Origin of the sequence: Acinetobacter sp. 1542444, from assembly GCF_000581835.1 — a bacterium.
GTDB classification, from domain to species: domain Bacteria; phylum Pseudomonadota; class Gammaproteobacteria; order Pseudomonadales; family Moraxellaceae; genus Acinetobacter; species Acinetobacter pittii.
This window is the reverse complement of record NZ_JEYA01000001.1, coordinates 740,602-763,132: the sequence shown is the minus strand read 5'-3', so window position 1 is coordinate 763,132 and position 22,531 is coordinate 740,602. Positions and strand designations below refer to the sequence as shown.

Sequence of the window (22,531 nt, the reverse complement as noted above, 5' to 3'; positions counted from 1 at the left end):
AGTCTTTAAGATTTGTTATAAATCAAAAATTAATTCTGCCAATACGGTGTGTCTCCATAGATTTCAGCAAAATAATCGATCACCACTCGAATATTTAAGGGTGGATGGCGGACATTTGGGTAAATGGCTGCGATATATTGGGGATGTGATTTAATCGTGGCTTCATATTCAGGTAAAAGCTTTATTAAATCACCTTGTTTTAAAGCTTCGCCAATCAGCCAATCAGGAAATAAAACAATCCCCATGCCATGAAGCGCGGCTGTCATTAAACTCTCGGCATTGTTTGAAGAAAGCAAAGGAGTAATTGGATAATGTACCCATTCTTCATTGGACTTTCTCACTAACCAGCGGTTAGGACCTTCAAAACCTTTATATACAAGGCATTTGTGCTGATTAAGCTCTGCCGGATGATCAAGCGTACCGTATTTAGCAACATACTGAGGAGACGCCGCTAAATGATATTGTTGTGTAGCCAAAATACGTGCATGAAATGATGAATCAGTCAGTGTTCCAATGCGGAATATTAAATCTGTGCTTTCACGTAATGGATCTATAAATTCATCGGTTTGAATCAATTCTATTAAAAGTCTTGGATAACGCTCTGACAATCCTGCCAGCCACGGCGCAATATGCCGTTGACCAAAAAACACAGGGGCATTAATTCGGACGAGTCCGGATGGCTCTATAGTTTTATCTTGTAATGCCTTTTGTGCTTCATCAAATTGTTCGGTAATTCTTTTCGCATATTCAAAAAATAATTTGCCCGATTCTGTCGGAGTAATTGCTCGCGTATTTCTATAGAAAAGTTGCTGCCCCAACGCATCTTCAAGCTGCTGGATGGTTCGAGAAATCATAGATGCAGATACGTCTTCTTTACGCGCTACATTTGAGAAGTTTTGTGCGTTATAAACACTAATAAAGAAGCGAAGCGTGCGGATATCAATCGAATTTGTTAAATCCATTTGTGCAATTTCTGCAAAAGTGATTCATGAATTATGCTGTTTTTCTGATGAATTGGCTACTTTAGTATTCGTTGCCTAGATACAGATGAGGCAATGTAGATGCAAATTCTATTACTACTCCTAACTATTTTAGGGGGAATGGGGCTATCGGTCGAAGCAGGGCTTTTAGGGCCGTTAGGAAAGGAAGTGGGTGAGTTATGGGCCACGTTTAGTATTTTTGGCGTGGGTGCAGCACTTACCTTTTTACTCATGTTGTTTTTTAGTCCACGTAATAGTCCTTCATTTTTTACACTTCCATCTTGGCAATTACTGGGTGGTGTTTTGGGTCCTGCTTACGTCATTATTTTGACCATTACCACTCCAATTATCGGTATTGCCATGACGATGATAGGCATTTTAGCGGGTCAGGTGTCTAAAAGTCTGATCATCGACCATTATGGTTTGTTGGGGACTCCACACCGAAAGGTAGACCGTAAACGAATTTTGGCACTCATTTTTATTGTTGCTGCACTTGTACTTGTCGCAAAAGCATAGGAGAGCCGCATGACAATTTTAATGATCCTTCTCGCCGTCATTGGTGGTGCTTTATTGAGTGTACAGGCTGCAATTAATGGTCAACTTGGAGCTAAGGTTGGTGTATTTCGTAGTGCTTTTTTGACTTTCTCAGTCGGTGCTCTAATTACTGCACTCCTTATTTTTTACTTTGAACCGAAACACACCTTAACCTTGTTAGATGTTCCCAAATGGCAGTTGTTGGGTGCTATGTGTGGAGTGCCTTATATTGTCATTATGGTACTGGCCGTGCAAAGAATCGGAGCCGCGGTTGCTACGGTGGCTGTTATTTTTGGGCAACTTTTGATGAGTATCTTGATTGATAACTTTGGCTGGTTTGGTAATGAAATGCTCTCTTTTTCACCGTATCGATTAGGAGCGCTAATTTGCTTAGGGATTGCTTTATATTTTATCTATTCAAGTAGTAAAGACAAAAAAAATAGAAGCGTAATACAAGCTTAAAATTGAAATTAATATAGGTCTCATTGTTAGTCGTAAAGCATACTAATAATGAGGCTATGCTTCATATTTTAAGTACGTTGATAAATGAAAGAAGTTGCTGTCGAGAGATAGAATTAAAATATAAGAAATATGGTAAAGTTAAAAACCTAATTCAATACATTAAAATTGATATCAAGCTATTGTAGGAAAAACATGGTTAAAATTAAACCTCACCCAGCAACAAGCGGAAATGCATCGGCTGATCGCCTTTTAACTTTGTTAACTGCTTTTAGAATAGGTGATAAATCTTTAACCCTAGCAGAACTCGCAGAACGAACAGAATTAAATAAAGCAACCATCATGCGCTTAATTGTTTCGCTAGAAGATTTTGGTTTTGTTAACCGTCTTTCTGATGGCAGATATACGCTTGCCAGCGAAGTTATGCGTTTAAATACAATTTATCAAGATGCTTTAGATCTAGAAAGACATGTGGTGCCGTGTTTACAGCAACTTGTTGATGAAACTGGTGAAACTGCTTCATTTTACGTTAAACATGGGGCATATCGTCTTTGCCAATATAGAGTGAACTCTACCCATCGACTGCGTGTTCATATTCAGCCGGGCGAAGTTCGACCAATGGATGGAGCAGCAGGCGCTCAAGCATTGCGATCAACACACGAACAAGTTTTAGCAAGAACTGAACCTTTTTATTCAACGGGTGTAACGGAACCGCATGCTGCTTCAATGGCATTGCCAGTATTTGATGCTCAAAATGATGTAGTTGGAGCATTAGTCGTTTCGGGGCCATCAAGCCGTTTTACTGCGGAAATTGCAAAATCTGTGGGGGATTTTTTCTTCAAAATTGCAGATGATTTAACGAAAAGTTTAGGTGGTAAGAGTATTCGTAATTAATTCTAATATTGTAGATATAAAAAAGAGGCTAAATCGTTAGCCCCTTTTTATGTATATTGTTTATGAAGTACTTTGTGGTTGGCTAAACAAAACAGCTTTCTTTCTAGACATAATGAAAACCATGATAGCCGACACGAGATTTAAGGCTGCAAGTGGAAGTAAGGCAATTGCGTGGCTTCCTGTTGCATCATGAATTGCGCCATAGATATTCACCATCATGCCGCCACCAATCAGATTGGCAAATGCACCAATGGCTGCTAGACCTGCCGCCGTTGTACTCGGTGACATCCACGATGATGCTAAAGCCCAGAAAGGACCTTTCATAGAATATGCGCCAATTAATACGACACTGAGTAAAAAGATTGTGCCAATAAGTGAAGACGTGAACAAAGCAATTAATAAACCAAATGAGATCATCAATAGTGTGATTGCTGTATGCCAACGGCGTTCATTTTTACGATCTGAGCTACGACCCCAAAAAATCATGGCAATAGAAGCTAGGCCATAAGGAATTGCATTCACTAAACCAATTTCTAAATTACTCAAACCAAATGATTTAATTAATTGTGGCGCCCAAACACTCATTGTACTGCCAGCAGCAGAAGCACCAGAATAAATAATGATCATAAACCAAATATATTTATTCTTTAAAAGTTGCCATAGTGAAATATGGCCAATTGGGGTTTTTTGTTGACGTTCAAACTGTAATCTTTCAACTAACCAAGCTTTTTGTTCGCTATTAAGCCATTTTGCTTGTTCTGGTCGATCTGTGAGTGCAAATAGGCAGGCAATACCTAATAAAATGGCAGGGATACCTTCTAAAATAAATAGCCAATGCCACCCACGCATGCCCATCCAGCCATCTAGCGATAATAAAAGTCCCGATAGTGGTGAACCGATAAAGTTTGCACCCGGAATCGCCACCATAAATATTGCGACCATTCTGGCTCTATAATTAGCAGGCAACCAATAGGTTAAATATAAAATTACACCAGGGAAAAAGCCTGCTTCGGCAGCGCCGAGTAAGAACCGCATAATATATAATGATGTGGAGCTTTCAACGAAAGCTGTTGCGGCTGTAATCACTCCCCACGTCACCATAATTCGGGCAATCCAAACTTTTGCTCCAAATTTTTGCATGGCGAGGTTGCTGGGTACTTCAAATAGAAAATATGCAAAGAAAAATAAGCTACTGGCAAAACCAAAAGCAGTAGCTGTTAGGCCAAGATCTTCATTCATTTGTAATGAAGCCATACCAATATTGCCACGATCAATAATAGCGATGACATAACAAAGTGTTAAAAATGGCAGTAATCGCCACGCCACCTTGCGCATTGTTTCACGTTCAATCGCACTCGGTTGAGAGTATTCTGTAGACATAAAAAAATCCTTTTTTATATTCAGTATTTTAATTGTTCTAGCATCTAAAAGCTCAGAAACAATTCAGTTCCATGATTAGCTATTAAGTAACTTCCAGTTAGCGATAGCTCGTGGGTTTAGTAATTGGCCATTCCAAATACTCACAATCTGTTCAAGTGCTAAAAGACCGACGCGATTACGTGAATCTGTTGTGTTTGCTCCTATGTGAGGAGTCACAACCAAGTTAGGTAATTCCCATAGTGGATTATCTTTTTCTGGTGGTTCTGAAGAAAAGGTATCTAAACCTGCACCAGCAATTTTATTATTTTTTAGTGCATCAACTAATGCAGCCTGATTAATTAATTCACCACGTGCTGTATTGATTAAGATGCTTGAGCGTTTCATCTTTTCAAATTGGGCATGAGAAAATAAGTGTCTATTCTCTGCTGTAAGTGGGCAATGTAGGCTAATAATGTCACTAGTTTCTAAAAGTTTTTCAAAGTCGTGTTCCTGTTCTACATAATCGAGCTCTGGTAAATTTTGTAAAAACGGATCATATACTTTTACTTTCATGTTTAAGGGAGCGACTAACTTCATGAGTATGCTACCGATTGCCCCTAAACCAATTAAGCCCAACGTTTTGCCATAAAGCTCCACACCATTTGCACTTGCTTTGTCCCAATGACCTTCTCGAATACGTTGGTCTAACCATGTGACTTGTCGAGCAACATTAAACATGAGTGCAAAAGCGTGTTCGGCAACAGATTGTGCATTCGCGCCTACTGCAATAGTGACAGGAATTTTTCGTTCAGCAGCAGCTTGAGTGTCGATTGTGTCAAACCCAACACCATGTTTTGCAATCACTTTTAAATTATCAGAAGCAAAAATCATATCTCTAGAAAGTTTGCCTGTTCGAACAATGATTGCATCAGGTTGTTCATCATGGATGAGTTTTTCCATTTCATCTTTTGCCATGTAGGGTTCAGTTGGAATCAACTGAATATCATGAGACTGAGCATACAGTAACGCATCTGAAGTTAATGTTGGCCCCGTGATAAGAACTTTACGTTTCATTTTGACTTGCACTCCATTTAAGTATTTTGAGCAAAATACGTCCTTAATAATCCATATTATTAAAACGACATTTCAAAAAAATAGTCAATAGTAAAAACAAAATTTAAAAATTGAGTAAATTTTAGTTTAAATTTAATTAAAAATGAAATGACATTTCAAAAAAATGCTGTCATATTAATTTGCACAAGAAAACTGATCTAAGGGAAAAGTTATGGCAATTGGTTTTAGAGTGCTAAAAAACGACAGAAAAGTTGAGCAAAAATGGATTGAGCAATATCGAGATCTACCAGTCGCTAATGTCAGTGACTCAATGAATCGAATGACATCAGGTGGGGCTCAATTAAGACCAATGCATAAAAAGGGATATCTTTGTGGGCCAGCCATTACAGTTAAGGCTCGTCCGGGTGACAACTTGATGTTGCACTATGCTATTGATATCGCCCAACCGGGAGATGTCATTGTGGTTGATGCTGGTGGCGATCTAACCAATGCATTAATTGGAGAGATGATGGTTGCGTATGCCATTAAGAAAGGTATAGCTGGCATCGTTATTAATGGCGCTATTCGTGATTCGGTTGTCATTGGAGAGGGAGATTTTCCACTTTTTGCAGCAGGAGTATCACATCGAGGACCTTATAAAGACGGACCGGGGGAAATTAATGTCCCTATCGCGATTAATGGAATGGTGGTTGAACCTGGAGACTTAATTTTAGGGGATGAGGATGGGCTTTTAAGCGTGCCGTATGCAGATGTCGAAGAAGTTTATCTGAAAGCAAGCGCCAAACATGCCGCTGAACAAAAGCAATTAGAGCAAATCGCCGTAGGTGAAAATGACCGTAGCTGGGTGATTAACAGCTTAAAACAAAAGGGCTGTGAATTACCGGAATAAGGTTATTCAAAACCATTCAAGTTCGACGGGAACTAGCGAAGTCAATGATTGAGCTTCGTTAGCCTATCTAAAGTTAATTCAATAATCATTATTTTACTGATTGAAAAATAGGAAATTTCAATTCGGTCTATGTGATTTCGTCTAAAGGAAAAAGACATGAAATATAAAGGGATAATTTCTTTATCATTATTAATGAGTATGACTTTGCAGCAAGCCAAAGCTGAAAGCGAAGATAACTCAGCGCTAAATGAAAAAATAATTAAATTACAACAGCAAATAGATTATCTCATGGAGAGGCAGAACTTAAATCAAAATAACGGATTGAATAAAGCACCTGAATTGAGTCAAAACAAAACATCAAACACTGACAAGCCTGTTTCGACTGATCAGACTAAAATTAAATTTTATGGAAATATACGTGTTGATGCTGCATATGATTTTGAAGGTTCAACGCGTTCAATTGCGAATAAAACAGGGTCAATACCATTAGACAATTCAAACTCAACAAGTAAATCATTAAATGTCTCTGCTGCGACTTCACGTGTTGGGGTGGATATCGTTAAGCCGACCTCGAAAGGAGATTTGGTTGGAAAGCTAGAAGCCGATTTCATGGGAAGTGGTGGAGATAACGGTAATGGTTCGGTTCGGGTTAGACACGCTTATATTTCACTAGGAAATTGGTTAATTGGTCAGACGACTTCACCTTTTGTGAATAGTGATACTGCTCCAAGTTTGGTTGATTTTACAGGTGCGATGGGCACAGGAACTCAGCGTAATGTACAGGTCCGTTATCAGCATATCGTTGATGCCAAACAAAAACTATTAGTCGCTTTGGAAGGCGGTGATGTTGAAAACAAAAATGTAGAAGGTGGAAGCCGTTTTCCTGCATTAACCATGCGATATGAATTTAAGAATCCAGATTTTTTGGTTCAATTGCATGGCATGCTTCATGAAAATCGAGCAGTTTCTGACTCGAATGAAGAGCAAACTAAACTTGCTTGGGGTGCTGGATTAGGCACAAAGTATAAGCTTTCTGAAAATGACTCAGTTGTGTTTAATTACTATCACATAGCTGGTGATAACCGTTACATGCTTTATTCAAAAGATAATGATGCCTTCTACTTTGATCAAAATCGGATGTATTTAAGTGAATTTGATTCTGTCGAGTTAGGGTATATGCGCAAATGGAATGAAAATTTACGCTCTTCTTTGTCTGCTGGTAGTCTTATCTATAAAGATTCAAATTTTTCAGTAAATAATCCTGATCAAAATAAAAGGCTAATCAATGCAAGCGTCAATTTATTTTGGACTCCTGTTGAGAAAGTCGATCTTGGTGTTGAATACACCTATGGAAAGAGAGAAACATTTTCAGATTTAGAAGGGAAATTATCTCGAATCAACTTATTAGGTCGATACAATTTTTAATGTAATTACAGCCACTTTAATATCAGAAGTGGCTTTCTTTTATCTGAGAAGGGCTAATATTATGGAACAAATTAATTATGCCAATGCAAGATCACAATTTTCAAAGGTCATGGAAAGAGTGCTGTTAGGTTACGCCGTAAAAATTACACGAAAAGAGAAAGATGCTGTGGTTCTAATCAGTGAAAAAGCATACCTTGAATATAAAAATGCAATGTTTGAGCTCAATAAATTAAAAAACAAAGATTTTTAACTCCCAACAAGCAGCTTCTCAAGCATTTCCATAAAAGTTTTTAAAATAATATTATGGTTTTTTGATTAAAATTAATAAGATGAAGGCCGCTAGTTACTTAATCTTCATAAACTTTATTTTATCAAAAGATAAAGAAAAATTGAATAATATGTTATTTTGTGTAAAATAAAGTTCTTATACGTACAATTCTGTATATGAGATGTTAACTAGAAATTTTATAACCTCTTCCATTGTTCTTTTTGCGGGTTTTCACCAATATGTTTATGCCATCGAAGATGTTTCATTGCCCAGTCAGGTGCTACAAGATCAACGTTTAAAAGAGCTTAACCAGCAATTACAAGACCAGATTTCTCAGCAAACTCCTTACCAAAACACCAAGCCATTACAGGATTTTAAGCATTTAGTTGTTGAAGAAAGCCCATGTGTAACGGTTAAAGAAATTAGTCTTATCCCTTTAAATGGTCAGTCGCAGTCTGACTTACAGCAATTTAACTTTGTGGTTAAAGCTATAAAAAAACACCCACAGAATGTTTTGGGTAAATGTATTGGAACCCAAAGTTTACATAACATTGTCAACTATGCCCAAAATGAACTTCTAAAAAAAGGTTTTATTACCAGTCAAATTGTCGTGAGTCCACAAGACTTAAATCAGGGGAATCTGAACCTGAGTATTCAAATCGGACGTTTAAATAAGATTGTTATACAAGAAGGAAAAATTTCCTCATTACAGCTTAAGACAGGGTTGCCATTTAAAGCTGGCGACATTGTAAATCTAAAAAAACTCGATCAGGGGCTGGAAAATCTAAAACGTGTCTATGCGGTAGATATGCAAATTACTCCCGCAACTGCTCAAGATAAAGAATTAACGGGCTATAGCGATTTAATACTCAAACTTCAATCCCTACAAAAAGTTAATTTCAATTTAAGTGTAGATGACTCGGGTAATCAGGACACTGGTACCTATATGGGGAATATTGGGCTAGGTATCAATAATCCATTTCATTTAAATGATATTTTATCGTTAAACGTGAGTCACTCTTTAGATGACTTTAATGAAGACTTAAACCGAAGTTATTTTATTAGTTATCAGTTACCCGTTGGTTATTATGATTTAGGTCTTAGTTATAATGACTATCAATATAAGCAAACAGTCTTAGGTGGGAATGGTCCACTGCTTTACCATGGCAACAGTCAGCAAGCCAACCTAAATTTATCTCGTGTCATTAGCCGTAGTGGACAACATAAAACCAGTGTCTATGGAAAGATTTATCATAAGGAAAGCCAAAGTTTTATTGATGATATTGAAATTAATGTCTTACACCGAAGAACCTCAGGCTGGAATTTAGGGTTTCAGCACCGTCAATATTTAGGAAATGCAGTATTAGACGGCAGCATCGATTACCGTCGTGGGATGGGAGTAGGTGCCCGAACTGCACCAGAAGAAAATATTACCAATATTGAGGGAAAACATCTTCCTGTAGAAGGTTACTCCCGTGCTCCACTTTGGAGTGCAGATCTGCGTTATACCACACCATTTCTTTTGCTCGAAAAACCAGCTCAATATCGCCTTAACTGGCGTGGACAATATGCGCCTAAAATTTTAGTACCCAATGACCGCTTTTATATTGGTGGGCGCTATAGCGTGCGTGGTTTTGATGGTGAGCTCATGCTTTCCGGAGATAACGGACAGTATGTACAGCAAGAAATCAGCTTGAACGCACCAATTCCAAATACCCAGTTTTACATGGCAGTCGATCAGGGTTGGGTTAATGGGCGTAATAGCATACCGGGTCAGCGTTATTTACTCGGAAGTGTTTTAGGTCTACGCACTTATCAAAATAGTTTTTATCTGGATACCTTTACTGGTCGGGGGCTGATTGCACCTGACAGCATAAAAAAAGACTGGGTTACCGGTTTTAGTATCAACCTTTCTTATTAATTTACTTTAGAAAAGACTTCATTCATGAACAAGAATAGTTATCGCATTATTTATAGCAAAGCACGTCAAATGTTTGTGGCCGTGGCTGAAAATGTACGAAGCCAAACCAAGACTTCTGGTCAAAGTGAAGCAAGTGGCCACAACAATATTAATAACACTGAATCTCAGGCATTTCATCAACTCTGGCAAGTGAAAGCACTTGTTGCCAGTATTAGCTTGTGGATGCCTTTAGCACCTGTCTATGCGGGTATTGTAGCGGACAGTGCGGCAAATGCTGCGAATAGAGCAGTGATTGGTGCTGGTAAGAACTCGGCAGGTACTGTTGTTCCTGTCGTTAATATTCAAACTCCCAAAAATGGGATATCCCATAATATTTATAAACAGTTTGATGTACTGGCTGAAGGCGCTGTACTGAATAACAGTCGTCAGGGTGCTACAACAAAAACAGTAGGAAACGTTGCAGCGAACCCATTTTTAGCTACAGGTGAAGCACGAGTTATTTTAAATGAAGTAAACTCATCAGCCGCTTCACGCTTTGAGGGGAACTTGGAAGTCGCAGGGCAAATGGCAGATGTGATTATTGCCAACCCGTCTGGTATTAACATTAAAGGTGGTGGCTTTATTAATGCCAACAAGGCAATTTTCACCACAGGTAAACCTCAGCTAAATGCTGATGGCAGTATCAAGCAATTTACGGTTGACCAAGGAAGAATTACGGTTTCAGCGAACCCTAATTCTAAATTTGGACTAGGTGGAAATAATAACGATGCAAATTATGTGGACCTCTATGCGCGTGCATTAGAACTCAGTGCTGAACTACGTGCCAAAAATGATATTCAGGTCATTGCCGGGGCGAATAATGTCAGTGCAGATTTACAGGATGTTACTGCTAAAACTGGTACTGGAACCGCACCGACATTGGCGGTAGATGTTAAAGCGCTGGGTGGGATGTATGCCAACAACATTTATTTGATGGGAACTGAAAAAGGTTTGGGCGTGACTAACGCAGGGACGATTCAGGCAGTCAACAATCTGGTGATTACCAGTGCCGGAAAGATTGAACACAGTGGCACAATCAGTTCGACCAGTAAAACCCAAGGTTTAGTGAATATACAAACAACGGGTACTGGTGCAGCTGCCGACATCAACTCATCAGGCAGTATTAACAGTAATAGCATGTTAAATATTGATTCAGGTAATAACCTGAATGTAAATGCTAAAGAAATTATTATTAATAACGGTAGCCTGGCTTCATCACCTTTAATCGTTAATGCCAAAGGTAATATCAATCTGGCTGCTGATACCCGCATTATGGATGACTCACAAGGTGGAGATGTCTATATTGATGCAGCGAATATTAATCTTGCCGCTGGGTCAGAACTCAAAAGTAACCGTGGTACAGCAACCATACAAGTACAAAAAGACTTGGTTGCAGCCAAAGACGCAAAACTGATTGCTGCCAAAGATTTAAATGTTTTAAGTAATGGTAAGTTATCACTTACAGAGAACCATATACAGGCATCTTTAGGTTCAATCAACTTACAAGCAAATTCAGCTAATACCCAAAATATCATTGACCTTCAAGGCGGGACGATTTATGCGGGTAAAGATTTAAACCTGTATAGTTCAGGAGATTTAAATCTAAAGAATCTTGGATTTTCACTTGAAAACGCTGCAACAAGAGTTAAAAACATTAAAGCCTACAGTGGACGTGATCTGGTCTGGAACAATGCTGACAAGGCACTTCCGCTTATTACAGGCATTGTTCAGCTTGATGCAGCCAATAATTTAACCGTTACGGCAAAAGAAATTTCTAACAAAGACAGCATTCAACTACATGCCAATCAAATAGCACTCAATAGTGCACTGACTTCACAAAAGAATATTGATGTGAGTTCTGAAATTGCTGATCTTGTTTTAAGTCAGGCACTCAAGGCTCAAGGTGATATTAATCTAACCGCACTTGCTGGTGGAGTTACTGCAAATAGCTTAAAGGCCACATCTTCGGCTGGAAAGATTTCTATACTCGCGAATAAAAATATAAATTTAAACTCGACCCAGACAAGCAAGGCGATGCCTTCAGCTGATAAAGATGAATTAACAACTGATCAGACGGTTATTAGTGGCTTAAAAGGGGTAACACTTGGCTCGATTGGTGATGGCACCGTTAACTTGCAATCGGTACAAGTTAATGCAAGTCAGGGCGATATATTAGTTTCGAGTAATAATGGAATCAATCTAAAGGCTAATACCGATGTAGTTGTTACTGGGGATACGGGCCGATTTAAAACGGTAAATAATGTTCTAAAGGGACAAACCGTTTCGATAGAAAATAGCAAATCTGATATTAAAATCCAAAATACAGACCTCAGCTCTACGGTTGGTAAACTTGCGATCAATAGTAGAGCAGGCATGAGTACAATTATCGATAGCGTATTAACGTCAAAAGGTAATACTGAACTCTATGCAAAAGATTTACTGACTTTACAGGGTGTGAATGCTATATCAGACCAGCATCTGGCGGTAAGCTCTGGCCGTACGGTTTATAGCAATGCTGAGTATACGCCAGCGACCAAATGGATTGCAGATAAAGTCACTAACTTAACATCTAAGGGCGTTACCTCTGTAACGGCTACAGGAAACCAAGTATTACAAAATACAAATTTAACAGGTGGAGCTGTTTTATTAGAGGCGGGTGGTTTTATTTTAGGTCAGACTGGATTGAACTTAAATGCGGTCGGAAGTGATTTACTCAAGAATGATACAAAGTTAAATAGTTTAAATGGTGACCTAACAATTCAAACCAATTCTAACTTAACGATTGATCCTAAAGTTTATAGTTTAAAAGCAGTAGGTGATATTGAACTCGCCTCTAAAAATGGCACTTTAACTTTAAAAGGCTATGGAGGAACAACTGGTAATGGTTCAGAACAAGTTGTTAAGTTGGATACAGCAAATGGTGGTATTAATTTAGAGGGTGCTAAAGTTGATATTCAAGGTTCACAGTTAATTGCACAAAAAGATATTAAGATCGTTTCAAGTAAAGATGATGTGTTAGTTGATGGAGTAAAAAATAGTCTAGAAAATATTAAAAGTTTAAAATATAAAGAAGACTTTATAAAAGAATTATATAGTTTAAGAGCAGTATTGGAAAAAGAAGAAATTAATTTAGTAAATAAACCCCGTTATAATGAATATAAAAATGAACTAGATGAAATTCTTAAAGGTAGAAAAAAAATCGAAGAAATGATGAAATATTCAATGACTAGGTCGGTAGGTCAAAAATTATTACAGGAATCAATAAAAAAACAAAATAAACTTGAAGAAAAATATCCAGAAATTAATGAATTATCAAATAAAGTAAAATTATCAATTAAAGATATTGAAGATAATTTAAAATATTTTGAAGAAGAAGTTGAGGGTTCTGAACATTCAGAAGTTAGTTTTAGAGTCTTATCAGGAAATATAAATATTACTTCTGCTAAAGGTTTATCTATTAGTGGTGGAAATATTTCTGCTCAATCGGGGCAGGTTAATTTAGAAGCAAGTGGAGTTTTATCTGAACAGTATAAATCTTCAATTAGTACTGGGGCTAATCAGCCACCAAAATCATTAAATGCAAGTATTATTATTGATGGCCATACAGATTTTTATGAGAAAGGTACTGAAGGTGAAGGAAATTATAGCTTCAGAACATTAGTTAGCCCTACCATTATTAATGGTGATAAAGGGGTTAACATAAGAACAGTAGGTAAAACTAAAGATGATAATTTAGTTTTACAAGCTACCGGTATTACTTCAAAAAATGGTGACGTGAAAATAGAATCAAATAAAAGTATTTTATTTGATGCAGCTATTGAGCAAAGCTATGATCTGACCACCACGACTGAAAAGAAAAAATCATGGGGTGGTTTAAAGAAAAAGTATATTACGACTGTTTCTGAAAATAATGACACAAATGCAGCTTCAGTTGATATTTCAGCAAAGAATATTTCTATTGAAACGAAAAAACTAGATCCGTCAGTAGATGCTAAGACACCAGATAATAATATTGATATTTATTCTGGGCGTTTTATTGCTGAGGGAGGAACAATTTCGATTAAATCTGGCGGGAATCTTAACTTTTACACTGTGGAAGAATCTTCTAGCAGTACAGTGGATGTTACAAAGAAAACCTCATATTCTAAACTTATCTCGCTTTTAGCTTCCTCAAAAACTACAACTAATACAACACGAACTCAGATTAGTGAATTACCTGCAACTTTAAAAGCAGACTACATTGGGACTAAATCAGGCTTTGATACTAAGCTTGTTGGAACAGAGTTTGAATATTTAAAAGATGCAACGATTGAAACTGGAGGAACACTTGAGTTAATAGCTGCTAAGACATCTATTACAGAGCTCTTAAAAAAAGAAAAAAGCTCATTAGCTTGGCAGGCTATGCAGGATAAAGGCTCAATTACTGAAACTGCTCAATTACCAAGTTTTAATGGTCCAGTTTTACCTACCTTTAAAGCTGCAGGTGGTTTGAGTGTGCAAGTTCCAATTAGTGAAAAAGATGCTAATAAGATAGAGCTACGTAATGCAATTCTTGAGTTATCTAAGCAACCTGGGAATGAATATTTAAAAGAGTTTGTTAATCGAAAAGATGTAGATTGGCAAATGGTTTTATTAACTCAAAAAGATTGGGACTATAAATCACAAGGTTTAACAGGAGCAGGGGCTGCGATTATCGCGATTGTAGTAACAATGGTTACTGCAGGAGCTGGGGCAGCAGTCGTGGGTGCTTTGGGGGGATCCGCGGCTACTTTAGGTGGATCTGCTATTGCTATGACACAGGCAGCATTGACATCTTTAGCTACTCAAGCAAGTGTGAGCTTAATCAATAACGGTGGAAATATAGGAAAAACACTTAAAGAGTTAGGAAGTAAAGACTCAATTAAGAATTTGGCGGCTTCAGTTGTTACAGCAGGTTTATTAAGTCAAGTTAGTACAGCTCTAAATTTAAAACCAGATAGTACTGTTTTCTCAGATAGATTGGTAAACAACTTTACTACCTCAGTCAGTTCTACATTAGTACAAACTGCTATTAATGGAGGAGACTTAGAGGAAAACCTTAAAGTTGCTTTATTATCTGGTTTAGCTGGTGCATTACAAGGGCAGATGGCACAAAATATTAAAGGGCTAGAAGATATTAATTACATTGCTCATAAGTTAGCGCATGCTTTAGCAGGCTGTATTGCAGGAGCAATTCAAGGACAATGCCAAGCTGGTGCTATTGGCGGAGCTGTTGGTGAAATTGTTGCAGGTTTTATCCCTCCTTCAACTGGTTTGCTGTATACAGAAGAAGAAAAACAAAAAATATTAATGGTTGGACAACTAACCTCAGGTGTTATCGCTGCTTATGCTGGATATGATGTAAATGTTGCATCTAACTCTGCAAATATAGCTCTAACAAATAATGCTTTTAATGAAAAGAAAGTTAAAGAGCTATTGGACCAAGCAAAAGGATATATGGGAGAAAAGGGTGGACAAGCGTTAGATGCAGTTAGTAGAGGAATCGCTAAAGGTGACATAAATGCTTTAAAAAATGCCCAAACTCAAATAGCTGAATATTTATTAAAAAAAGCAGATTCTGGTGGATTGTCACAAGCAGAAATGGTTACATTTGGTACCTTATATGCTTTGAATGAAACTTTATTTCCCACAAATATTCTAGATGTTATCCCTGGGGCAGGGAAAGCAATTGGTAAAGGTAATGATCTTTTAAAAGGAATTAGAGCAGCTGCCCCAGCTTCGGCAGCATCTGCTACTGCAAGATTAGGGTTGAGAGAAGATTTAGCTAAATTAGCAAATATACCTCGCAATATGGAAATTCAACCAGCAAATATATGGGGGAAAACTATTCAGGATATTAAATATTCATTTGAAATGGATGGTGCAGTACTTACATTAGTACCTCCTAAATCAAGTACTTCTGGATTAGCCCAAGTTTATAGTGTTAAAAATAGTGCAACGGGTATCAAGGAGTTTGAATATCATCCTGGTGGTGGTACACATTCCAGTGATGGGGTTAGATATTATAAAATAGTTATGAATGATGGAACTCAGTTTAGAATTATTGATCCAAATAAGGGTTTTAAACCAGGAACTATCACATCAAATCAGATTTATCTAAATCCAAATGGACAAAAATTGAAATATGAGAATGGTAAATGGGAAATTTGGAAATGAAATTAATTCCTGATCTATATGCACCAATTAACCCAAATAAAGGTGCTGCTGGCTTTAGCTTGGGAATGTGTTATGTTGACTTCTTAGAGCAAGCTGAACATCTATTTATTAATGATTATCTGAACGAAATGCATTCTGATAGTATCTGGAGGATCTATGAACAAAGAGTATTTAATGAAATCACTCAAATTCAGTATAACTTTAACTATTGTTATTGGCAGGATTCAGTAGTATTAGTCTTTAATGGAGATAATTCTGAATTAGAGTCCATCCAGTTATATCCAGGCTATAAAGGTGCACTTTTTAAAGAATTTTATATTGGTAATAGCTTAAGTAAGCTTCATGAAAAATTTAAATTTTTCTTTTATGCCGATATGCATTATTTAATTGATAGTGATAGTGATAGTGATAGTGATGAAGAGGAACCTGTTTTAATTAAAGGTGTAGCATTGAAAACTGACTATTTAGTTGAATATTCAGACACTTATTGTGACCATGTCATAGAACAAATAAATGTATTCAAAGTTAATACATAGAGTGAGCTTTTGTAACTCATAGAGATCGTTTAAACTTAACGATCTCTAGATCTATTTTAGAATTGGTATTTTGAGTAAGTTATTATGTGTTTGAACATCATTTTAAATGCTGCTTCAGTACTTCATTCAAAATACCTCTACTCTTAACTTTCCAAAATGTAGATGTATCAATATATCTTACTCTAATTAATGATTGCCCATTTTAAATGGGCTTCGTTCTATAAAATAGTAACTTATTCTTAATAAGCTCTATATTATACTTCCATGAATTAATAGAACAGCTCTATTAATATAAAGATTTCTAACCCCCAACAATCCGCTTCTCAAGCATTTCCATAAAAGTTTTTAAAATAATATTGTGGTTTTTGCCTTTGTGAGTAATTAAACAAATAGGTGTGCTGTAATGCATTTTTTCCTTTGAAACAGTTTGCATAAAACCATCTTCAACCCATTTTTTTGCGTAGTGGTCGGGTAAAAAACCTAAGAATTTTCCAGTTAAAATCAGAAATGCGATGCCTTCACGGTCGCTTGCTGTCGCTTTACAATCTAAAAGCTGATGCAACTTTGCCGCTTCTGGTGTGATGGCATAATTAGGAAGGATTGCTTGCCATGTTTTTAACTCATCTAGATTCATGTTGCTGCACTGGCTAAACAATGGATGGTTTTTGCCGCAGTATAAAAATGAACTTTCACTATATAAATCGAAATAGTCTAGACCAGACAAAGGCGTAACAAGTGGAATAACACCTGCATGTAAGCGGTTATCGAGCACGCGGCACTCAATATCTGACAGGGTGCTCATACTAATGTTAATAATCACTTCGGAGTGCTCTTCAGCAAGTTGTGTCAAGGTATTGGTGATATAACCTCTTGGCATAGTCACAAGGTTATTAATAATTCCAATATTAAATTCACCCTTAAGACGGTTATGCATTTGGTTAACTTTGGAGCGGAAGTCTTCAATCGCTGCCGTGAGCACTTCGATATATTCTAAAATTTCTCGTCCTTCATCGGTTAGGGCAAAGCCTGCGCGACCACGTTGACATAGTCGAATGCCTAGACGATTTTCTAAATCACTCATATGCAAACTAATTGCAGAACGACTAATACCTAAAATACTTTCGGCAGATGTAAAGCTGTGACAGTCGCAAACCGTTTTAAATATTTTAAGTAATTTAATATCAAAATCAGTGACTTGATTTAATTTTTTAGGTTTCATTTAGTTTTGTTTTTTTAAATCTAAACTCAAGATAATTTGAATTTATCAAACTTATTACGCTATGTACACTCAAACCATAATTTGAAAATAAACAGGAATGGTTATGTTTGATACGGATAAATTTAGCGACTCAGAGCATACTTTGGATGCGGTTCAAACTAATAACAATATGCATATAAATTATCAAGCACACTGGATGCCTTTCTCAGCAAATCGAAACTTTGCTAAAGATCCGCGCATGATTGTGGGCGCAAAAGGATCATACCTAATTGATGATTCGGGCCGTGAAATTTATGACTCACTCTCAGGCCTATGGACTTGTGGTGCTGGTCATACGCTTCCTGAAATTCAACAAGCGGTAAGTGCACAATTAGGTCAGCTTGACTACTCACCAGCTTTTCAGTTTGGTCATCCGTTGTCTTTTAAGTTGGCAGATAAAATTGTTCAGCATATGCCTGAAAAACTACAACACGTTTTCTTTACCAACTCGGGTTCAGAGTCGGCAGATACGGCGATCAAAATGGCACGTGCCTATTGGCGTATTAAAGGTAAACCGAGCAAAACCAAACTGATTGGTCGTGCACGTGGCTATCATGGTGTAAACGTTGCTGGAACAAGCTTAGGCGGTATTGGTGGCAACCGTAAAATGTTTGGTCAACTTATGGATGTAGACCATTTACCGCATACCTTGCAGCCGAATTTAACTTTTACCAAAGGTTGTGCAGAAACAGGTGGGGTAGAGCTTGCCAATGAAATGCTTAAGTTAATTGAGCTACATGATGCTTCAAATATTGCAGCCGTTATTGTGGAGCCTATTTCTGGTTCGGCGGGTTGTATTGTACCGCCAACGGGCTATTTACAACGTTTAAGAGAGATCTGTGATCAGCATGACATCTTGTTAATTTTTGATGAGGTGATTACAGGTTTTGGCCGTTTAGGAACTTGGACGGGAGCAGAGTATTTTGGGGTAACACCAGATATTTTGAACTTTGCGAAACAGGTGACCAATGGTGCTATTCCTTTAGGTGGTGTGGTGGCAAGCCATGAAATTTACTCAGCCTTTATGCAACAAGACTTACCAGAGCATGCCATTGAATTTACCCATGGCTATACCTATTCGGCACATCCGGTTGCTTGTGCGGCTGCTTTAGCTGCGCTTGAAGTTTTAGAAAAGAAAAACCTGTTAGCTCAATCTGCGGCGTTAGCACCAACTTTTGAAAAAATGCTGCATGACTTAAAAGGCTCACCGCATATTTTAGATATTCGTAACTGTGGTTTGATTGGTGCTTTGCAGTTAGCGCCACGTGATGGCGATGCCACAATCCGAGGCTTTGAGCTTGGTATGAAACTCTGGAAAGAAGGTTTCTATGTCCGCTTTGGAGGAGACACGCTTCAGTTCGGACCAATGTTTAACAGCACTGAGGCTGATATTGACCGCTTAATGAATGCTGTTGGCGATGCACTTTATCAAGTGAATTAAGGCTTATAGACATTTTAAGAGCATCGGTAAAGTCTATAGATGCTCTGTAAAAACTAAATGAAAAATACAGTTTGATCTGAAAACTAATTGTAGTAAGGAGTAACAACAATGACAAATGGCCTAGAAGATTTTAGCTATGAAGAAGTTTCAACTGAAAATAGTACGCATAGTGGACAAGCCAAAAAAGTGCTAGGGCATTTCATTCAAGGAAGAATTGTATCTAAAACGGCAAGAAAACAGCCAGTTTACAATCCTGCGACGGGTGAAATTAGTAAAGAAGTCGAAATTGCAGATCCTCAAACGGTAAATGAGGCAGTTCAGGTAGCCGAGCAAGCATTTCCTGCATGGCGAGATACACCAGTCATTAAACGTGCGCGTGTCATGTTTAAGTTCAAACAATTATTAGAGCAAAATGCCGAAAAGATTTGTGCTTTGATTGGGCAAGAGCACGGTAAAATTTCTCATGATGCTCAAGGCGAATTACAACGTGGTATTGAAAACGTTGAATATGCTTGCGGTGCACCAGAGCTTTTAAAAGGGGAATATTCAAAAAATGTCGGTCCAGATATCGACTCATGGAGCGAGTTCCAACCTTTAGGTGTTGTGGCTGGAATTACACCGTTTAACTTCCCAGCCATGGTGGCTTTATGGATGTTCCCAATGGCACTGGTCTGCGGTAACTGCTTTATTTTAAAACCTTCTGAAAAAGCGCCTTCTGTGGTTTTATACCTTGCAGAACTATTAAAACAAGCGGGTTTACCTGACGGCGTGTTTAATGTGGTGAATGGTGATAAAGAAGCGGTAGATGCTTTATTACATCATCCACGTATTCAGGCAGTCAGCTTTGTGGGTTCAACACCAATTGCTGAATATATTTACCGTACCGCAACATCAACGGGCAAACGTTGCCAAGCATTAGGTGGTGCAAAAAACCACGCGATTATTATGCCGGATGCCGATATTGATAATGTAGTCACTTCATTGTTAGGCGCAGCTTTTGGTTCTTCAGGTGAACGTTGTATGGCATTGTCAGTAGCAGTAGCCATTGGTGATGAAGTTGCCGATGTCGTGATTGATAAGCTAACTCAAGAAATGAAAAAATTGAAGTTCGGCAACTATGCAGATGCAAGCAACGACTTTGGGCCACTTATTACCCAAGCACATAAAGATAAGGTACAAGCCTATATTCAAAGTGCAGAACAGCAAGGCGCAAAAATTGTGGTTGATGGTCGTGATGCAAAACCGACAGGTTACGAAAAAGGCTTCTTTGTTGGGCCAACTTTAATTGATCAAGTCACACCAAACATGACCAGCTACCAACAAGAGATTTTTGGTCCTGTGTTGCAAGTTATGCGTGTGAATACTATGCAAGAAGCCATGCAACTCATTAATGACCATGAATATGGTAATGGTACTTGTATCTATACCCGTGATGGGGAAGCAGCACGCTATTTTAGTAGCCATATTCAAGTCGGTATGGTCGGTATTAATGTGCCTTTACCGGTACCTGTTGCTTATCATAGTTTTGGTGGTTGGAAGCGTTCATTATTCGGTGATTTACATGCTTATGGTCCAGATGGTGTCCGTTTTTACACACGCCGTAAAACCATTACGCAACGTTGGCCGTCTGCTCAAGTCCGTGAAGCAAAACAATTTTCAATGCCAACTTTAAATTAATTATTGCAACAAGGGGAAAACAATAAGTTTTCCTTTTTCATTATCGTAGGATTTTAAACATGTAATAGATTGTTTTTATAAATATATTTTTAAGGATTGAAATATGAATAATGATACAACAAAAAAATTAGGCGAAGGACTTTCAAATCGCCATATCACAATGATTAGTATTGGCGGTGTTATTGGTGCAGGTTTATTTGTCGGTTCATCCTCTGCAATTGCCAAAGCGGGCCCAGCAGTAATTCTTGCATACCTCATTACCAGCATTATGGTATTTCTGGTGATGCGAATGTTAGGTGAAATGGCCGTTTTAGAGCCGGACACTGGTTCATTTTCTACATATGCCCGTAAAGCGATTGGTCCTTGGGCAGGCTTTACCATTGGTTGGTTATATTGGTGGTTTTGGGTGCTTGCGATTCCTGTAGAAGCCATTGCAGGTGCTGAAATTTTACATTCGTGGTTTCCGAACGTTTCAGTTTCTATTTACGCATTTTGTTTTATTGTGTTCTTAAGCTTAGCTAACTTTTTTAGTACCAAAAGTTTTGGTGAGTTTGAGTTCTGGTTTTCTTTGGTCAAAGTAGTGGCCATTATCGGTTTCATTATTATTGGTATTTTGGCAATTTCAGGTATTTGGCCTTTAGCTAAAAATGTTAGCGGTGTTGCCAATTTATACAATAATGCTGGTTTTATGCCGCACGGTATGGGAGGCATTTTATCTGCCATTTTAATTACGGCATTTTCATTCTTTGGCGTAGAAATTGTCTCAATTGCAGCAGCGGAATCATCAAACCCTAAACAGAAAATCAGACGCGCTACCAATTTGGTGTTGTACCGTATTATCCTTTTCTTTGTGGTCTCAATGTTCATTGCTGTTTCACTTGTCGACTGGCGTTCACCAGACTTACAAAAGTACGGAACATTCCAATACGTTTTAATGAGCTTGAACGTACCGGGCACTAAACTCATCATTGATACGGTCGTGTTTATCGCCGTTGCGAGTTGTATGAATGCTGCGATTTATACGTCCTCTCGTATGCTATTTCGTTTGGGCACTCGTAGTGAAGCGCCTCAGGCAGTAACTAAAATCAATTATGCAGGTGTACCTGCAATTGCAGTGTTTTCTTCAACTTTTATTGGTTTAGTGTGTTGTGTCATTAACTATGTATTCCCTGGAAAAGTATTTGGCTTATTGCTTTCAAGCACAGGGTCAATTGCTTTACTGGTGTACTTAGTTATTGCGTTCTCACAACTACGTTTAAGACATAAGTTAGAAGCAGCTGGAGCGGAAATACCATTTAAAATGTGGTTATTCCCATGGCTTACTTGGTTTGTGATTATTATTATTTTAAGTGTGTTAGCTTATATGTTCTTCTCACCAGCATATAGTTATGAAACCACTTTATCTTTAGGTGTAACTTCGCTTGTGGTGGTTTGTGGTTTGTTTGTCACGCGAAAGCGTAAAGCAACCAGAGCGGTTGCCATGAATTTGGATTAATCATCCAATAAAATTAAATTATATATAAATTAAAAAAGAGACCATAAACGGTCTCTTTTTTTCTCTCATATTCCAAGATTTAGACGA

16 protein-coding genes are annotated in these 22,531 nt (G+C 37.8%); 12 read left to right on the top strand and 4 right to left on the bottom strand.

The genetic code is table 11. From position 1 onward, the window contains the following. Positions 1 to 29: 29 nt before the first annotated feature. Positions 30 to 962, bottom strand: coding sequence for a LysR family transcriptional regulator (locus tag J580_RS07845; RefSeq protein WP_032003701.1), 933 nt, complete (start codon positions 960 to 962; stop codon positions 30 to 32). Positions 963 to 1,061: 99 nt separating this feature from the next. Here J580_RS07845 and J580_RS07840 point away from each other — a divergent pair, with 99 nt between their 5' ends. From J580_RS07840 to J580_RS07830, 3 genes are all read left to right on the top strand, one after another. Then, complete coding sequence (locus J580_RS07840; RefSeq protein ID WP_001166490.1) at positions 1,062 to 1,496, top strand: DMT family transporter; 435 nt, start codon at positions 1,062 to 1,064, stop codon at positions 1,494 to 1,496. Positions 1,497 to 1,505: 9 nt separating this feature from the next. After that, on the top strand, positions 1,506 to 1,976 hold the full coding sequence (locus tag J580_RS07835; protein WP_032003700.1) for a DMT family transporter: 471 nt from the start codon (positions 1,506 to 1,508) through the stop codon (positions 1,974 to 1,976). 192 nt (positions 1,977 to 2,168) lie between these two features. Beyond that, positions 2,169 to 2,867 (top strand): IclR family transcriptional regulator, encoded by a 699-nt coding sequence (locus J580_RS07830; RefSeq protein WP_002113797.1) that lies wholly within the window; start codon positions 2,169 to 2,171, stop codon positions 2,865 to 2,867. 60 nt (positions 2,868 to 2,927) lie between these two features. Here the strand turns inward: J580_RS07830 and J580_RS07825 are convergent, their stop codons facing one another. Both J580_RS07825 and J580_RS07820 read right to left on the bottom strand, forming a co-directional pair. Further along, positions 2,928 to 4,247, bottom strand: a complete 1,320-nt coding sequence (locus J580_RS07825) for an MFS transporter (protein ID WP_032003699.1) — start codon at positions 4,245 to 4,247, stop codon at positions 2,928 to 2,930. Positions 4,248 to 4,322: 75 nt separating this feature from the next. Then, positions 4,323 to 5,312 carry a hydroxyacid dehydrogenase gene (locus J580_RS07820; protein WP_081313622.1) on the bottom strand — a complete coding sequence of 330 codons (990 nt, stop codon included), beginning with the start codon at positions 5,310 to 5,312 and terminating at the stop codon, positions 4,323 to 4,325. A gap of 199 nt (positions 5,313 to 5,511) precedes the next feature. Between J580_RS07820 and J580_RS07815 the strand changes: the two genes are divergently transcribed. The 6 genes from J580_RS07815 (at position 5,512) to J580_RS07790 (ending at position 16,573) form a co-directional block, all read left to right on the top strand. Continuing rightward, entirely contained in the window at positions 5,512 to 6,189 is a 678-nt protein-coding gene (locus J580_RS07815) for an RraA family protein (protein WP_032003697.1), read from the top strand. A gap of 156 nt (positions 6,190 to 6,345) precedes the next feature. Continuing rightward, positions 6,346 to 7,614: a DcaP family trimeric outer membrane transporter gene (locus J580_RS07810; RefSeq protein ID WP_032003696.1), complete on the top strand. Its 1,269-nt coding sequence runs from the start codon at positions 6,346 to 6,348 to the stop codon at positions 7,612 to 7,614. Between the two features lie 61 nt (positions 7,615 to 7,675). Then, positions 7,676 to 7,864, top strand: coding sequence for a type II toxin-antitoxin system Phd/YefM family antitoxin (locus tag J580_RS07805; protein ID WP_000435195.1), 189 nt, complete (start codon positions 7,676 to 7,678; stop codon positions 7,862 to 7,864). Positions 7,865 to 8,063: 199 nt separating this feature from the next. Beyond that, entirely contained in the window at positions 8,064 to 9,803 is a 1,740-nt protein-coding gene (locus J580_RS07800; protein ID WP_032003695.1) for a ShlB/FhaC/HecB family hemolysin secretion/activation protein, read from the top strand. Between the two features lie 24 nt (positions 9,804 to 9,827). After that, positions 9,828 to 16,037: a DUF637 domain-containing protein gene (locus tag J580_RS07795; RefSeq protein ID WP_032003694.1), complete on the top strand. Its 6,210-nt coding sequence runs from the start codon at positions 9,828 to 9,830 to the stop codon at positions 16,035 to 16,037. Then, on the top strand, positions 16,034 to 16,573 hold the full coding sequence (locus J580_RS07790; RefSeq protein WP_032003693.1) for a hypothetical protein: 540 nt from the start codon (positions 16,034 to 16,036) through the stop codon (positions 16,571 to 16,573). Before J580_RS07795 ends, J580_RS07790 begins: the two co-directional genes overlap by 4 nt. A gap of 301 nt (positions 16,574 to 16,874) precedes the next feature. Here the strand turns inward: J580_RS07790 and J580_RS07785 are convergent, their stop codons facing one another. Beyond that, positions 16,875 to 17,792, bottom strand: a complete 918-nt coding sequence (locus tag J580_RS07785) for a LysR family transcriptional regulator (RefSeq protein ID WP_032003692.1) — start codon at positions 17,790 to 17,792, stop codon at positions 16,875 to 16,877. A 97-nt stretch (positions 17,793 to 17,889) separates the two neighbouring features. Between J580_RS07785 and J580_RS07780 the strand changes: the two genes are divergently transcribed. From J580_RS07780 to J580_RS07770, 3 genes are all read left to right on the top strand, one after another. Next, the gene (locus J580_RS07780; protein ID WP_081403563.1) at positions 17,890 to 19,272 is read left to right on the top strand and encodes an aspartate aminotransferase family protein; all 1,383 of its coding nucleotides are present in this window, start codon (positions 17,890 to 17,892) and stop codon (positions 19,270 to 19,272) included. A 108-nt stretch (positions 19,273 to 19,380) separates the two neighbouring features. Then, positions 19,381 to 20,949: a CoA-acylating methylmalonate-semialdehyde dehydrogenase gene (locus J580_RS07775; RefSeq protein WP_032003690.1), complete on the top strand. Its 1,569-nt coding sequence runs from the start codon at positions 19,381 to 19,383 to the stop codon at positions 20,947 to 20,949. 103 nt (positions 20,950 to 21,052) lie between these two features. After that, positions 21,053 to 22,444 (top strand): amino acid permease, encoded by a 1,392-nt coding sequence (locus tag J580_RS07770; RefSeq protein ID WP_005075928.1) that lies wholly within the window; start codon positions 21,053 to 21,055, stop codon positions 22,442 to 22,444. Positions 22,445 to 22,531 lie beyond the last annotated feature (87 nt).

Excerpts from the sequence above, each read along its gene's own strand:
- J580_RS07815 (WP_032003697.1), top strand. The coding sequence starts at position 5,512 with ATGGCAATTGGTTTTAGAGTGCTAAAAAACGACAGAAAAGTTGAGCAA.
- J580_RS07845 (WP_032003701.1), bottom strand. The coding sequence starts at position 962 with ATGGATTTAACAAATTCGATTGATATCCGCACGCTTCGCTTCTTTATT.
- J580_RS07800 (WP_032003695.1), top strand. The coding sequence starts at position 8,064 with ATGTTAACTAGAAATTTTATAACCTCTTCCATTGTTCTTTTTGCGGGT.
- J580_RS07790 (WP_032003693.1), top strand. The coding sequence starts at position 16,034 with ATGAAATTAATTCCTGATCTATATGCACCAATTAACCCAAATAAAGGT.
- J580_RS07780 (WP_081403563.1), top strand. The coding sequence starts at position 17,890 with ATGGTTATGTTTGATACGGATAAATTTAGCGACTCAGAGCATACTTTG.
- J580_RS07810 (WP_032003696.1), top strand. The coding sequence starts at position 6,346 with ATGAAATATAAAGGGATAATTTCTTTATCATTATTAATGAGTATGACT.
- J580_RS07840 (WP_001166490.1), top strand. The coding sequence starts at position 1,062 with ATGCAAATTCTATTACTACTCCTAACTATTTTAGGGGGAATGGGGCTA.
- J580_RS07785 (WP_032003692.1), bottom strand. The coding sequence starts at position 17,792 with ATGAAACCTAAAAAATTAAATCAAGTCACTGATTTTGATATTAAATTA.
- J580_RS07770 (WP_005075928.1), top strand. The coding sequence starts at position 21,053 with ATGAATAATGATACAACAAAAAAATTAGGCGAAGGACTTTCAAATCGC.
- J580_RS07835 (WP_032003700.1), top strand. The coding sequence starts at position 1,506 with ATGACAATTTTAATGATCCTTCTCGCCGTCATTGGTGGTGCTTTATTG.
- J580_RS07825 (WP_032003699.1), bottom strand. The coding sequence starts at position 4,247 with ATGTCTACAGAATACTCTCAACCGAGTGCGATTGAACGTGAAACAATG.
- J580_RS07805 (WP_000435195.1), top strand. The coding sequence starts at position 7,676 with ATGGAACAAATTAATTATGCCAATGCAAGATCACAATTTTCAAAGGTC.
- J580_RS07775 (WP_032003690.1), top strand. The coding sequence starts at position 19,381 with ATGACAAATGGCCTAGAAGATTTTAGCTATGAAGAAGTTTCAACTGAA.
- J580_RS07830 (WP_002113797.1), top strand. The coding sequence starts at position 2,169 with ATGGTTAAAATTAAACCTCACCCAGCAACAAGCGGAAATGCATCGGCT.
- J580_RS07795 (WP_032003694.1), top strand. The coding sequence starts at position 9,828 with ATGAACAAGAATAGTTATCGCATTATTTATAGCAAAGCACGTCAAATG.